Origin of the sequence: Francisella orientalis FNO12, from assembly GCF_001042525.2 — a bacterium.
Taxonomy (GTDB): domain Bacteria; phylum Pseudomonadota; class Gammaproteobacteria; order Francisellales; family Francisellaceae; genus Francisella; species Francisella orientalis.
In genome coordinates this window covers 1802501-1816579 of the sequence record NZ_CP011921.2, presented here as the reverse complement: position 1 = coordinate 1816579, position 14079 = coordinate 1802501, and the positions used below count along the sequence as shown (strand labels likewise).

Genomic DNA, 14079 nt, shown 5'->3' with positions numbered 1-14079 from the left:
TTATATTTCTTCTTTTGGGATAGTTTGTCCTTGAGTATTTGGAGCTGGTTTTTGGTTTCGCTCATTTTTTTCCTTTGCCTGCTGCTTTCTTTCATTAGAAATAGTACGTCTTAATAGAGTATCATATATTGGTTTTTGATGATGAATATATGTCAGCATCGACGCACTAAAGCAGGTTATCATCAAAGGAAGTAAAAGGTGGAAGTTCCAAGTCATTTCCATTACAAGTACAATACCAGTCAGTGGCGCACCTACTGTTGCAGTAAATAAAGCGCTCATTCCAGCTACAGCAAAGACACCAGCATCAATATTATACTTAGGAAAAAGCTGAGCTATAGACAGACCATAAGCTAGTCCAAAAACAGTTCCAAGAGCAATCATCGGAGCAAATATACCACCTGTAACACCTGTTCCATATGAGAAAATTACACTGGCAAAACGAAGCGCAAATAAAACTAAAAGCATTTTGATAGATAAGTTGTAGTCTAGGGCGTTCGCTATTACGATATAACCACCGCCTACAGCATTTGGAGAAAGCACCACACCGACACCAAATACGATACAAACAGTTATAACTAGAGTCCAGTATCTTCTTTTAGAGCCTTCTGAGAAGAAGTTTGCAACTTTAATTATTGATTTGTTAAATAGCAGTCCAAAGTAACCAAATATAATACCCAATACCATAAATAACCAAAGAGTATTTTGTGGAACTGCACTAAATGTCTCGACACGTATTGCAGGCGGATTGCCCATAATAGCTCTAGAAATAATCGTACTCATAATACAAGCTACAAGCACACATTTTATTGCTGAAACACTAAACCTAAACTTTCTATTCATTTCTTCGATTACAAAGACAATTCCCGAAAGAGGAGTATTAAATGCAGCAGCTAAACCAGCACCAGCACCAGCAGATATCACAGCGTTTGCATATTTTTTGGTGAGCTTAAATCTATCCACAAAGAACTGAGCTAATGCAGCAGCCATATGTATTGAAGGACCTTCTTTACCTAAGCTTAAACCAGAACCTAAAGAGAAAAGGCCACTCACAAATTTGACAGGGACTACTCTTTTACGTAGTTTTCGACATCCTTTTAGCGCACCTTCTACTTCTTGGATACCACTACCACCAGCTTCTTTGGCAAACTTTCTAACTATAAGGACTGATATCACTACCATAGTTATAGTTAGAGAAACAGACATTATAATTTCAACAAATAGATTACCACCACTTAAAGAAAACAACATTTTTTTAAGCTCAGTAATTGAGTCTAGGATTAATTGGAAAAATGTTGCAAATAGGCCGACTAATGTTCCTATAACAGCACCAGATAATACTAACACCCATATATGCCTATTGTTTTTGTAGTATGTGTCTAGTACTTTATTACTCATGATAATATAGTAATACTGGGTCAGTTCAGAATTAACACAAATTATACATATTTGAAAGTTTTTAAAAAGAAAAAGTTGACCAAAATTGGATAAATACTTATCTAGGGTATATTTTTGGTTATGGCATTTGCTATATTTATTGAATCTTTCTCGTCGCCGAGAGTTCCGACTCGAATTTTTATCTCAGTAGAGCGGGTACTTAGACTAGTTAGGCTAATAGTTACATTATTACCATTCTGAGATGCTTTGACTTCAGCTGTTTTGTCTTTATATGATTGGCTAAGTAGAGAAAACTGTTTATCCATCTGCATAGTTTTGATAGTTGCATTGTATACGGAGCGGATATCTTTGGGCACCTCAATTATATAATCACCATTTACATAATATACAGCACCACCAGCAACGACTGCTGCTCCTATTAAAATTGCAGTAGCAACACAACTATTCAGAGATAGCAGCATGATAACTGATAAAATTATAAAGTGAGCTTTTTTGAACATTACTAAGAAGCTTTGTATACGTTAGCCTGAATTTGATCCATAAGTTTTGATGACATTGCTTGATCACCAAAAGTACCAAATTTGATAGTTATTTTAGATATTTTATCAGTAAGACTATCTATCTTAATACTAAAGCTTGTGCTATCTATCTTAGTAGCACCCTCGATATCGGCAGATTTATTAGCTTTATCAATTTCTTTTGATACTAGAACAAAGTCGTTATTATCATTAACTGCTTTAAGAGCTGCCTTATATACAGCAATGTAGTTACCTTCTATATTCATAGAATAGTTACCTTCTACATAAGCAACTGTACCACCACCAACAGCAACAGCAGCCACAATACAGCTGTTTAATGTTAGTGCAGAGGCAGATACTATTGTTGCAATAAGAAGTTTTCTAAAGATAGTCATTTTAGTTAACCTTTAAATTATAGATTTTTTTGGATTTGTCCCATTAATGTTGCTGACATTGCTTGATCACCAAATGTACCAAATTTGATAGTTACTTTTGATGCATTCTTAGTAATTTCACGTATTTCAATATAGAAATCAGTAGAACCTACTTTAGTTTTACCTTTGATATCAGTTTTAGTTGGAGCTACATTTTTCTTAGTAATTACTAAGTTGACATTTTCACTAATAGCTTTAAGAGTTGCGCTAGTAACATCTTTTAGGCGATCGTCTAAGTTCATTAAGTATTTACCATCAACATAAGCAACAGTACCAGCACCTACTGCACCGGCTACAACTAACCAGCAACTACTTAGTGATAAAGCTGATGTTGCAAGTAAGGTAGCTGTTAATATTTTTTTAGTTTCATAGTCTTATCCTTATATATCAATATGTTATAACAAGCATTAGTGATAATATATCTGCTTTTAAACATAGTCAATTATTTCTTTATCTTACTAATAGCTTAACACTAGTTATGTGTATTATTTAGATCACCAGTTTTTTTATTCAAAAGTACAAGTTATTATAATGTTTAAAAATTTATCTTTAATAGAGTCATGATTCATCTTCTTGATTTTTGTACTATGGTTATTAATCTTTTATGTACTTTTTTATTAGCAGGGCTATATATTATTGGTTGGCCTGTTGGTATAGTTGGCTTGATTATGAGTGCAGGATTGTTTTCTATAAGCGGCTTATATGCTGACGCCATATTGCAGATAATTCTTTTATTTAGTTTTGGGTATGGCTGGTATAGTTGGCAACCTAACTTTAGTCATAAAAAGATAGTTGTTCATAGACTTAAAATTATTGGCTGGTTAAAGGTTTTAGTAAGTATTGGGGTGTTTGGTTTGGTGGTTTCTCATCTACTTATATATTATACGGACTCAACAACGCCATATATGGATGGTTTTACAAGTGTGGCATCACTTGTTTGCGTTTTTTTAGCAAGCAGAAAAGTAATAGATAACTGGATGATATGGATGGTTGTTGATTCCACTTATGTACTGTTATATATGTATAAAGATTTACCATTTGCAGCTATCACTACATTTATATATCTAATTGTGGCAATATACGGCCATATTCATTGGAAAAAATTAATGTATATATAAATGATATTAGATGCACATGTCCATACAGATAAATATTCATCAGAGGATTTAAACAAGGTAGCTAAAGAGTGTCGAACCTATGATATAAAGCTCTTATCTGTTGCAATGTGTGTTCCATCATATATTTCGATAAAAGCCCTAAGCGATAAATATGATTTTATTATTCCATCATTTGGCATTCATCCATGGAAGGCAGATATATATGCACAAGATTTAATATCTTTAGATAAATACTTGTTTGAGAGTAAATATATAGGAGAGATTGGTTTAGATAAGAAATTTTTGGATTATGCTGCCTCATTTAGAGATCAGCAGCAAGTATTTGAATATATAGTCTCACACAGAGCTGTAGATAATAAATTACTAAATTTACATACAAGTGATGCAGAGCTAGAGGTTTTGCAAATTTTAGAAAGATATAAGCGCCATAGTATTGTCCACTGGTATGCAGGAGATCTTGAAGTATTGGACAAATATTTAGCGCTAGGTAGCCATTTCTCAATTGGTGTTGAGATTCTATTTAGCAAACATATTAGAGAGATAACTAGACGTATACCTTTGGAGAGGATTTTGACTGAGACAGATAATCCTTCATCATATTCATGGCTTTTGGGTAAAGAGCAAAATGATGGTATGCCAGCTTTATTATTTAAGGTGATTGATAAAATATGTGAAGTTAAGCAAATTCCTAAAGATATTTTTTTAAAAATCTTAGAGGAGAATCAAAAAAATATTTTACTTTAGCTAAATCTTGATTTGCTTAGTTATTTTTTTTGATAGATACTTTAGCCAATAAGGTTTAAGATTTATAGGCGTATCATGCCATTGTATCCAGAAATAGAACCATTTAATCAAGAGTTTTTAAAAGTTTCAGATATTCATACAATATATTTTGAAGAGTGCGGAAACCCTAATGGAAAGCCTGCTGTATTTATTCACGGTGGTCCAGGAGGCGGTATTCAACCAAGTTATAGGCAGTACTTCAACCCAGATAAATATCGTTTAATATTAGTAGATCAGCGAGGCTGTGGTAAAAGTACGCCTTTTGCAGAGCTTAAAGAAAATACAACTCAAGATTTAATTAGGGATTTTGAAAAAATTCGTAAAAAATTGAATATTGATAAGTGGATGCTTTTTGGAGGATCTTGGGGTAGTACTCTAGGGTTAGCATATGCTCAGGCTTATCCAGAGGTTGTAACAGAGCTTGTTCTAAGAGGCATATTTCTTGGGCGAGAAAAGGAGTTGTCTTGGTTGTACCAGCATGGTGCTAGTATGGTATTTCCTGATATGTGGGAGAAATATATAGAACCTATTCCAGTAGAGCAGAGAAAAGATTTTATATCAGCATATCATTCAATACTTACAGGTGATGATGAAAAGCTTAAACAACAAGCTGCTATAGCTTGGAGTGTTTGGGAGGCATCAACAAGTAAATTATTCATAGATAAGAAATCTATGGATAGGTATGCAGAGGATAAGTTTAGTTTAGCCTTTGCAAGGATCGAATGTCATTATTTTAAAAACAAATTATTTATACAAGAAGCCCAATTATTGGAAGAAGCTTATAAAATTAAAGATATTCCAGGTGTGATAGTGCAGGGTCGTTATGATATGGTTTGCCCAGCAGTAAGTGCTTGGGATTTGCATAAAGTTTGGCCAAAGGCAGAGCTAGATATTATCGCAGATGCTGGCCACTCTATCAGAGAACCGGGAATTCTAGAGGCTTTAGTCAGAGCAACAGATAAATTTACAGATTAAATTATTAAAATAATAGCATCTCTTTGTTTCTAACTTACCTGTAAGTTAGAACTTCATAAAAAAACATCGACTCTGCGTTGCAGCATTAAGTACAAATTAGTAGTTATAAAATCAGCTTTTTTGCTATAAAAAACTTTTATCTAAGATCAGTGCGATGTTAGACTCGATTCTAACACTTAATCAAAAGTGTAATTAAAGAGGTGCATTTGTCATAGCTCTGGTGTTAGGCGCATAAACCCCTATGATCACTAGAAAGGATAGAACTAACGCCGAAAGATTATCCAAGTTTATGATTGGTAGTCTTGGTTTTGATATTGAAAGGTAGTAGAACTGTCATGTCGTTTAAAAAAATGTATCGACGTGAGGTGCTTTAGTTTGTGTATTTATTTCTCAAATTTTATGTTCTCTCGTCTGATATATAGCTGTTAGATGAGAGAGCTAATATGTCAGAAACAATCGTTGCCAAATTTGGTGGCACAAGTGTAGTAAATTAAGAAACTATTAAGACAATGCGCTAATATAGTTAATTCAGATAATAGAATAAAACTGGTCGTTGTAAGTGCTCAGTCAGGTATCACAAATCTATTAATTGAATTAGCAAATAATAAAGATAATTCAAAAATAGAAGAAATTATAGAACAGGTAAAATCTATAGTTAATCCAATATTGGAGTCTATTGATTCAGAAGATGTAACTACTACTGTAAGTAATATGATTGCTGAGCTTAAAATGTTTGCAAATATGGCCACTTATTTTTAGTGGTAAGCAACTATCAGATTCTATCTTAGCTTTTGGAGAGATTATTTCTTCTGTTCTGGTTGCTAATATTTTTAATCAAAACGGTATAAATACTTATCATTTAGATTCAAGAAAAACCCTTAAAACGAGTAGTAATTTTGGTTGTGCTAGCCCAGATTTATCGGCTTTAGAAACTAATACTATGGAGCATGTTATACCTAAAATAAGGGAGGGTTATGTTTGTGTTCTGGGAGGGTTTATTGGTTCAGATGCTCATGAGAACACTACAACTTTAGGTAGAGGGTGTAGTGATTATTCTGCAGCTTTATACACACAAGCTATAAAAGCGGCTCAACTAAAAATTTATACGGATGTAACAGGTATTTATCAGGCTGATCCAAGAGTTGTTCCTAGTGCTAGCTCTTTAGGTACTTTAGGATTTATCGAGGCGGCAGAATTAGCTACTTTTGGAGCTAAGGTTGTTCATCCTAAAACATTTTGGCCAGCAATGACTAGTAATTTTGATGTTTACATTGGTTCAACTTTTCAACCAAAACTTGGTGGTACTTTAATCACACAAAAAGCGGATTCTAATAGAAACATCATAGCTGTAGCTGAAAGAAAAGATCAAACTTTGCTAACTATAAAAAGCTTTAATATGTTTGGTTCCCAAGGTTTTTTAGTAAAGGTTTTCAGTATTTTGGCTAACCATAATATCGCGGTTGATTTGGTTTCCACTAGTGAGGTAAGTGTTGCAATCACTTTAGATAAACTTGGAAGTCACTCGATGGGTGATGATTTAGTAACACCAGAGCTTTTAAAAGATTTAGAGTCTATAGATAATGTGAGTATTAAAGTTGAAAATGATTTATCTTTAGTTAGTGTTGTCGGTAGTAATTTATACCAAATAAATGGTGTTAGTGGAGAGCTTTTTAGTAGCCTTAAAGACTACAATATTAGGCTTTTTACTCATGGAGCTAGTGAAGATAGTATATGTATGCTTGTAGCTAGTAAAGATGCGCAAAAGTTATTAATAATGTTTACAGTAGTTTTTTCAGCTAGAGGAGAGAGATGAGATTAGCTATAGTTGGTAATGGTAAAACAGGGTCCGCAGTAGCAGGTCTTTTACCACAAGATAAAATATCAGGAATATATGACTCAAAAAATATATTAACAGTACAGGCACTACAAAATGCGGATGTAGCAATAGTTTTTGTTAATGCAAAAATATTACAAGAGCTTTTGCCTATATTATTAGAGGCAAATACTCTAGTGATTTGTGGTATAACAGGTTATAACTGGGATCAGGATTTTATTAATTTATATAAATCAAAATCAGAAAACTTGGGTTGTTGCTAATAATTTTAGTTTGTCTATGGGGTGGTGAGAAATATTTTGGCGCCATTAGGTCAGTTAAATCAATTACATGAAAATACTGATTATTCAATTACAGAAAAGCATCATGTACAAAAAGTTGATACTCCTAGTGGTACGGCGGTATCTTGGAGAAATTGGTTAAATATAGGAGATGTATCTATAGAGTCTATTAGAGAGGGAGATATAGAAGGACAGCATCAAGTTAAGGTAAATACACAGCATGAAACAATGGAGTTTAAACATACAGCCCACGACAGAAGTTTGTTTGCTGAAGGAGCTATATGGACAGCAAGAGAAGTATTTCAAAGAGGTATTACCGGATTTGTTTATTTTGATGAGTTGGTAGGAGAGAGATTATGTCTATAGATATTAATAATAGATTATATACTGCATTAGTTACCCCAATGTTTGAAGACGGCTCTATTGACCGGGTTAGTTTTGAGAGTTTATTAAGAATTCAAGAACATCAAGGGTGTGGTATTTTAATACTTGGTAGCACAGGTGAAGCTTTAGATTTAGATTTTGATGAGCAGTGTGAAGTTGTAAGATTTGTAACTAATTTAAATCTTAATGTTCCAATAATGGTCGGAGTCGGTGGTTTTCAGTTAGCTAAACAACTTCAATGGATAGAGTTTTGTCAGACACAAAGAGTTGATTGCTTCTTGGTTGTTACTCTACTTTATACAAAGCCTGGATCGGCTAGTCAAACTAGTTGGTTTAAGGCAGTTCTAGATAAAGCAGAAAGACCTTGTATGCTTTACAATGTTCCTTCAAGAACTGGGGTCAATCTAGCAGAAGAAGTTTTAATAAATTTACGAAATCATCCAAATCTTTGTGCATTAAAAGAGGCTTCAGGAGATATACAGAGATGTGCTCGTTATCATGAATTAGCACCAAATTTAGTAATATATAGCGGAGAAGAAGGTCTATTGCCAGAGCTAGCGGATGTTGGTGTTAAAGGGCTTGTTTCGGTTATATCTAATGTTTGGTCAGAATAAACAAAAGAGCGTGTTAGACAGCCTCTAGCTTATGAAATAACACTTGAAGATAAAGCTGTATGGCAAGCAGCAACTAGATCATGCTTTAGTGTTGCAAACCCAATACCTGTTAAAGTGTGGCTAGCACATAATAGTGTAATAACGACAAATACTTTAAGAGCACCTCTATTAGCAGATGAACTTCAGGATTTAAGTTTATTGATAGGAGCTGATAGTTTGGTTAAAGATTGGTTCAGCCATATATAAATAAAAAGCGGAGAGAAATTTATAATGAATTGGAAAAATGTTATCGAAGAGTTAGAAGCAGGAAGATTAAGAGCAGCAATTCAATTAGAAAACGGTGAGTGGATTGCAAATCAAGATGTTAAAAAGGAGATATTAGCTGCTTTTAAGGCTGGCCATAATATTGAACTTTCTGGATCCTATTCTGGATTTGTTGATAAAGATAATTTACCAGTTAGAAATTTTAGTGTAGATGATGGTGTTAGATTAGTGCCAGGTGGTTCATCTGTTAGAGCAGGGGCTTATGTAGCGCCATCTTATATTAATATAGGAGCATATGTTGACTCTGGAACTATGGTTGATAGTCATGCTTTAGTTGGATCATGTGCCCGATTGGTAAGAATGTACACTTATCAGCAGCAGTTCAGATTGGTGGTGTTTTAGAACCAATGGGTATGAATCCAGTAGTCATTGAGGATGATGTGTTCGTTGGGGCAGGCGCTGTTATAGCGCCATCTGTTGTTTTATCAAAAGGCGTAGCTGTCTATTATGCTGTGAATGATAAGGTTTTACCTAAAGGCTCAAAAATTCCTGAAAATGCAGTGATCGTTCCAGGTAGTAGACCAATTAATACTAGTTGGGCTCAAGAAAATGGTCTTCAATCTTATTGTCCAATTATTATTAAATATAGGGATGAGAAGAGTGATGCGTCATTAACAACTAGAAGAGATATTGAGGTAGTTTAATGAATATAGAGACTCATAGAAATAATTTGGAGATTATCTTTAAAGAATGTGATGCTTCTTTTTTATTATGATCTGGATATGTTGGAAACACATGTTAAAGAACTGAAAAAACTACCAGTAAAATTATGGTATGCACTAAAAGCAAATCCATTATCTAGAATTAAGATTTTCGATGAGCAAAAAATAAGTTTTGATGTTGCTAGTATTAGAGAATTGGATCAGGTTTTAGCTCAAGGAGTGAATCCTGAAAATATTTTACATACTGGGCCAGCTAAGTCATACTCTCAACTAGAGTATTTTCTAGCTCAAGGCGTTAGAATTTTAGTAATCGAGAGCACAAATCAATTTAAAGATTTATTAGACCTTGTAGAAAAAATAATATAAATGTTACCGTTCTTTTAAGAGTACAACTTGTGTGGGATGATCAAGAAAGTAATGTACTTGGAGGGGGTAGGTGTGTAACTCCTTTTGGATTATCTATAAATGATTGGAAAGACTTTTTTGATAGTGCCCCGGATATTTCTAATAATATGTCAATAATTGGAATGCATTGTTTTCAGTGGGAAAATATTCTTTGCTTAGATAAGCTATCTCAGATATGGAATACAATAACTAAAGCTTTGCTAGATTTAAGTGAGGCTATTGGTATTTCTTTAAAGGTTATAGATTTGGGCGGTGGAATAGGTGTTCCTTACAATACCAGTCAAAAAACAGTATCAATAAATGATTTAATATCTTGCTTTAAAGATCTTAAAGAAAAATTTCCAGAAATAGAATATTGGCTAGAACTAGGTAGATATGCTGTTGCAGAAAGTGGCGTTTATTTAACTAAAATTGTAGATAGGAAATCAGTAAATGGTGTTGATTTGCTTGTGGCTGATGGAGGTGCTCAACACTTAGTTAGGCCTGCATTAACTGGAGAAAGTTTCCCAATAGAATTGCTTAGAGAAAAATCTTGCAGTGAGAGAAATGACTTCCAGGTTCATGGGCCTCTATGTACAAGCTTAGATAAGGCGGACACTGTAAATTTACCAAAAGATATAGAGTTAAAGGACTATTTAATATTTAAACAAACCAGAGCATATGGTTTCACTGAGAGTATGCCATTCTTCTTATGCCATAATTTACCAGTGGAGATAATTTTTTATAAAGGACATCTCCAAACTATTAGGCAGAGTAAAAAGGCATCTAGCTGGTTAGTATAAAAAAAATATAAGGTCAAATAATGCTAAAAATTAGTAAAAAAGTAAACAGTATTGAGGTATCAGCTACAGTTGTAATGTCTCAATTAGCAGAGGAGTTAAAGCAGCAGGGAAGAGATGTGATATCTCTTTCTACAGGAGAGCCAGGGTTTTTCTCATCGGATTGTGTCAAAGAGGCTGCTAAAAGAGCTATAGATAATAATATTACTAAGTATCCTCCAATAGATGGAATTTCTGAATTAAAAGAAGCCATAGTTAAAAGATATAAAAGAGATTATGGTTTAAGTTTTAATAAAAATCAGATTTGTGTAACAAGTAGCACTAAGCAAAGTATACATAATATTTTTACATGTATTTTTGATGATGGAGATGAAGCTATATATTTCGCACCGTATTGGGTGTGCTATCCAGAACAATTAAAATTAGCTGGAGCAAAATCAGTTATAGTTAAAAACTCATGCTGAAAATAATTTCCAATTAGATATTAAAGAAATTGAAAAATCTGTAACATCTAAAACAAAAGCTATTATTCTAAACTCCCCTAACAACCCTACAGGTGCTTTATATACAAAGCAAACATTAGCTTCTTTTGCAGGGTTGATTAGAAAGTATCCAGATATATGGATTATTTCAGATGAAATATATGATCAAACTTTATTTGATGATGTAGCTATTTCTTTATTACAGATTGCTCCCTATTTATCTAGTAGATTTATCATAGCAAGTGGAATGTCCAAGGGTTATGCTATGGCTGGTTGGAGAGTTGGTTATGTTATAGCTCCAGAAATCTTAAAAAATGCTATAGCAAAACTACAATCTCAGACTACTGGTGTAGCTTGTTCAATATCTCAGATGGCATCTATAGAAGCTTTAGCTTTAGATGATAAGTATTTAGAGAGATATACATCTGTTTATAAAGAAAGAGTAATGTATGTTTATGAGTATTTAGATAATATGGAAGGAGTTGAGGTGGTAAGACCATCGGGGACTTTCTATTTTTTTCCAAAACTAGAGAAGTTGTTACAAAAAACTAAATTCAAAAACGATATAGAATTTTGCTTAGCTTTATTAAAAGAACAAGCTTTAGCTAAAACACCTGGAAGTTACTTTGGCTTGGAAAGCTATATAAGAATCAGCTGTGCTGATGATTTAAATATTTTGGCAGAAGCTATGACCAGATTCAGCACATTTATTGAAAGTGCAATAAATAGATAAAAAGTATTATTTTTTTTAGAAAAGTTAGATATTTGTATATTTGTCCCAAAAGCGTTAAAACGTGATATAGAGTGTATAAAAATGGTATATAGGCGTTGGTTTTTATAGATGATTTTATATTTAGATAAAAAAAGTTGTAAAAAGTTTAATTTTTTTGAAAAAAGTAGTTGCATTTTGGATGAGTGATGCGTATTATATGTCTTCACCGGCTGACGGGTGATGTCAACGGTAGGAAGCTAAGGCTTCTAAGATATTTAAGAGATATATTATATACAAACACTTTGTTAAAGAATTTGAGTATCAGTAGTTAGAGTCAGAATTTGAGAATTAAACTGAAGAGTTTGATCCTGGCTCAGATTGAACGCTGGTGGCATGCTTAACACATGCAAGTCGAACGGTAACAGGTCTTCGGATGCTGACGAGTGGCGGACGGGTGAGTAACGCGTAGGAATCTGCCCATCTGTGGGGGATACCAGTTGGAAACGACTGTTAATACCGCATAATATCTGCGGATTAAAGGTGGCCTTTGCGCTGCCGCAGATGGATGAGCCTGCGTTGGATTAGCTAGTTGGTGGGGTAAGGGCCTACCAAGGCTACGATCCATAGCTGATTTGAGAGGATGATCAGCCACATTGGGACTGAGACACGGCCCAAACTCCTACGGGAGGCAGCAGTGGGGAATATTGGACAATGGGGGAAACCCTGATCCAGCAATGCCATGTGTGTGAAGAAGGCTCTAGGGTTGTAAAGCACTTTAGTTGGGGAGGAAAGCCTGTGAGTTAATAGCTTGCAGGAAGGACGTTGCCCAAAGAATAAGGACCGGCTAACTCCGTGCCAGCAGCCGCGGTAATACGGGGGGTCCGAGCGTTAATCGGAATTACTGGGCGTAAAGGGTCTGTAGGTGGTTTGTTAAGTCAGATGTGAAAGCCCAGGGCTCAACCTTGGAACTGCATTTGATACTGACAAACTAGAGTATGGTAGAGGAATAGGGAACTTCTGGTGTAGCGGTGAAATGCGTAGAGATCAGAAGGAACACCAATGGCGAAGGCAACATTCTGGACCAATACTGACACTGAGGGACGAAAGCGTGGGGATCAAACAGGATTAGATACCCTGGTAGTCCACGCTGTAAACGATGAGTACTAGCTGTTGGATTCGGTGTAAAGGATCTAGTGGCGCAGCTAACGCGTTAAGTACTCCGCCTGGGGACTACGGCCGCAAGGCTAAAACTCAAAGGAATTGACGGGGACCCGCACAAGCGGTGGAGCATGTGGTTTAATTCGATGCAACGCGAAGAACCTTACCTGGTCTTGACATCCTGCGAACTTTCTAGAGATAGATTGGTGCCTTCGGGAACGCAGTGACAGGTGCTGCACGGCTGTCGTCAGCTCGTGTTGTGAAATGTTGGGTTAAGTCCCGCAACGAGCGCAACCCCTATTGATAGTTACCATCATTAAGTTGGGTACTCTATTGAGACTGCCGCTGACAAGGCGGAGGAAGGTGGGGACGACGTCAAGTCATCATGGCCCTTACGACCAGGGCTACACACGTGCTACAATGGGTATTACAGAGGGCTGCGAAGGTGCGAGCTGGAGCGAAACTCAGAAAGGTACTCTTAGTCCGGATTGCAGTCTGCAACTCGACTGCATGAAGTCGGAATCGCTAGTAATCGCAGGTCAGAATACTGCGGTGAATACGTTCCCGGGTCTTGTACACACCGCCCGTCACACCATGGGAGTGGGTTGCTCCAGAAGTAGATAGCTTAACGAATGGGCGTTTACCACGGAGTGATTCATAACTGGGGTGAAGTCGTAACAAGGTAGCCGTAGGGGAACCTGCGGCTGGATCACCTCCTTAACGAAAATACGAAAAAATAGAAATAAGCTCTAATTACATATTCAAGTGATTTAGCATAGTGTTTGTAGGTAATATATTTTAGTGTAAATAGAATATGGGTCTGTAGCTCAGTTGGTTAGAGCGCACCCCTGATAAGGGTGAGGTCGGTAGTTCGAGTCTACTCAGACCCACCAGTAATTTTGGGGCCATAGCTCAGCTGGGAGAGCACCTGCTTTGCACGCAGGGGGTCAGCGGTTCGATCCCGCTTGGCTCCACCATACTTATTTACGCGAAGATAGAGATATTTAACAATTTAGTATAGAAATAGACTTAAGAAAATAAGTGCAAGCGGTGGATGCCTTGGCATTCAGAGGCGATGAAGGACGTGTTAATCTGCGATAAGCTTCGGGGAGCTGGTAAATAAGCTTTGATCCGGAGATTTCCGAATGGGGGAACCCACCTGGCATAAGCTGGGTACTCACTCGATATGGAGTGTAGAGCGAACGAGGGGAACTGAAACAT

General features: G+C 35.7%; 10 protein-coding genes, 2 tRNA genes, 2 rRNA genes, 4 pseudogenes and 1 riboswitch (1 of these 19 running past the window's edge). Of the genes and pseudogenes, 14 read left to right on the top strand and 4 right to left on the bottom strand.

Going from position 1 to position 14079, the window contains the following annotated elements:
• The 4 genes from clcA to FNO12_RS09230 form a co-directional block, all read right to left on the bottom strand.
• Nucleotides 1–1395 (bottom strand): H(+)/Cl(-) exchange transporter ClcA, encoded by a 1395-nt coding sequence (gene clcA, locus FNO12_RS09245; RefSeq protein WP_048349223.1) that lies wholly within the window; start codon nucleotides 1393–1395, stop codon nucleotides 1–3.
• Nucleotides 1396–1496: 101 nt separating this feature from the next.
• Entirely contained in the window at nucleotides 1497–1895 is a 399-nt protein-coding gene (locus tag FNO12_RS09240) for a DUF3568 family protein (protein WP_014715658.1), read from the bottom strand.
• Nucleotides 1896–1897: 2 nt separating this feature from the next.
• Entirely contained in the window at nucleotides 1898–2308 is a 411-nt protein-coding gene (locus FNO12_RS09235) for a DUF3568 domain-containing protein (protein WP_014715657.1), read from the bottom strand.
• A gap of 17 nt (nucleotides 2309–2325) precedes the next feature.
• Nucleotides 2326–2703 (bottom strand): DUF3568 domain-containing protein, encoded by a 378-nt coding sequence (locus tag FNO12_RS09230; RefSeq protein ID WP_041257409.1) that lies wholly within the window; start codon nucleotides 2701–2703, stop codon nucleotides 2326–2328.
• Nucleotides 2704–2907: 204 nt separating this feature from the next.
• Here FNO12_RS09230 and pnuC point away from each other — a divergent pair, with 204 nt between their 5' ends.
• The 14 genes and pseudogenes from pnuC to FNO12_RS09165 form a co-directional block, all read left to right on the top strand.
• Nucleotides 2908–3465, top strand: coding sequence for a nicotinamide riboside transporter PnuC (gene pnuC / locus FNO12_RS09225; RefSeq protein ID WP_014715655.1), 558 nt, complete (start codon nucleotides 2908–2910; stop codon nucleotides 3463–3465).
• Nucleotides 3466–4209 carry a TatD family hydrolase gene (locus tag FNO12_RS09220; protein WP_014715654.1) on the top strand — a complete coding sequence of 248 codons (744 nt, stop codon included), beginning with the start codon at nucleotides 3466–3468 and terminating at the stop codon, nucleotides 4207–4209.
• 75 nt (nucleotides 4210–4284) lie between these two features.
• Nucleotides 4285–5223, top strand: a complete 939-nt coding sequence (pip, locus tag FNO12_RS09215; protein ID WP_014715653.1) for a prolyl aminopeptidase — start codon at nucleotides 4285–4287, stop codon at nucleotides 5221–5223.
• 187 nt (nucleotides 5224–5410) lie between these two features.
• A riboswitch (Lysine riboswitch) is annotated at nucleotides 5411–5602 on the top strand.
• Nucleotides 5603–5956: 354 nt separating this feature from the next.
• Complete coding sequence (locus FNO12_RS09210) at nucleotides 5957–7036, top strand: aspartate kinase (protein WP_014715652.1); 1080 nt, start codon at nucleotides 5957–5959, stop codon at nucleotides 7034–7036.
• Entirely contained in the window at nucleotides 7033–7320 is a 288-nt protein-coding gene (locus tag FNO12_RS11330) for a Rossmann-fold NAD(P)-binding domain-containing protein (protein ID WP_231138639.1), read from the top strand. Before FNO12_RS09210 ends, FNO12_RS11330 begins: the two co-directional genes overlap by 4 nt.
• 24 nt (nucleotides 7321–7344) lie before the next feature.
• Nucleotides 7345–7704, top strand: coding sequence for a dihydrodipicolinate reductase C-terminal domain-containing protein (locus tag FNO12_RS11325; protein WP_231138638.1), 360 nt, complete (start codon nucleotides 7345–7347; stop codon nucleotides 7702–7704).
• Nucleotides 7695–8582 (top strand): annotated as a pseudogene (dapA, locus tag FNO12_RS09200) (4-hydroxy-tetrahydrodipicolinate synthase). Before FNO12_RS11325 ends, dapA begins: the two are co-directional and overlap by 10 nt.
• A 24-nt stretch (nucleotides 8583–8606) precedes the next feature.
• A pseudogene (locus FNO12_RS11655) lies at nucleotides 8607–9299 on the top strand (2,3,4,5-tetrahydropyridine-2,6-dicarboxylate N-succinyltransferase).
• A gap of 4 nt (nucleotides 9300–9303) precedes the next feature.
• Nucleotides 9304–10509: pseudogene (locus tag FNO12_RS09190) on the top strand (PLP-dependent decarboxylase).
• 20 nt (nucleotides 10510–10529) lie between these two features.
• Nucleotides 10530–11721, top strand: a pseudogene (locus FNO12_RS09185) (pyridoxal phosphate-dependent aminotransferase).
• A 329-nt stretch (nucleotides 11722–12050) separates the two neighbouring features.
• Nucleotides 12051–13578, top strand: a 16S ribosomal RNA gene (locus tag FNO12_RS09180).
• A 96-nt stretch (nucleotides 13579–13674) separates the two neighbouring features.
• A tRNA-Ile gene (locus tag FNO12_RS09175) sits at nucleotides 13675–13751 on the top strand.
• Nucleotides 13752–13759: 8 nt separating this feature from the next.
• Nucleotides 13760–13835, top strand: a tRNA-Ala gene (locus FNO12_RS09170).
• A gap of 50 nt (nucleotides 13836–13885) precedes the next feature.
• A 23S ribosomal RNA gene (locus FNO12_RS09165) occupies nucleotides 13886–14079 on the top strand; it runs 2693 nt beyond the window's last position.
• Together the 16S and 23S rRNA genes with 2 tRNA genes alongside form the textbook arrangement of a ribosomal RNA operon.

Coding starts and splice junctions, on each gene's coding strand:
- clcA (WP_048349223.1), bottom strand. CDS start 1,395: ATGAGTAATAAAGTACTAGACACATACTACAAAAACAATAGGCATATA.
- FNO12_RS09240 (WP_014715658.1), bottom strand. CDS start 1,895: ATGTTCAAAAAAGCTCACTTTATAATTTTATCAGTTATCATGCTGCTA.
- FNO12_RS09235 (WP_014715657.1), bottom strand. CDS start 2,308: ATGACTATCTTTAGAAAACTTCTTATTGCAACAATAGTATCTGCCTCT.
- pnuC (WP_014715655.1), top strand. CDS start 2,908: ATGATTCATCTTCTTGATTTTTGTACTATGGTTATTAATCTTTTATGT.
- FNO12_RS09220 (WP_014715654.1), top strand. CDS start 3,466: ATGATATTAGATGCACATGTCCATACAGATAAATATTCATCAGAGGAT.
- pip (WP_014715653.1), top strand. CDS start 4,285: ATGCCATTGTATCCAGAAATAGAACCATTTAATCAAGAGTTTTTAAAA.
- FNO12_RS11330 (WP_231138639.1), top strand. CDS start 7,033: ATGAGATTAGCTATAGTTGGTAATGGTAAAACAGGGTCCGCAGTAGCA.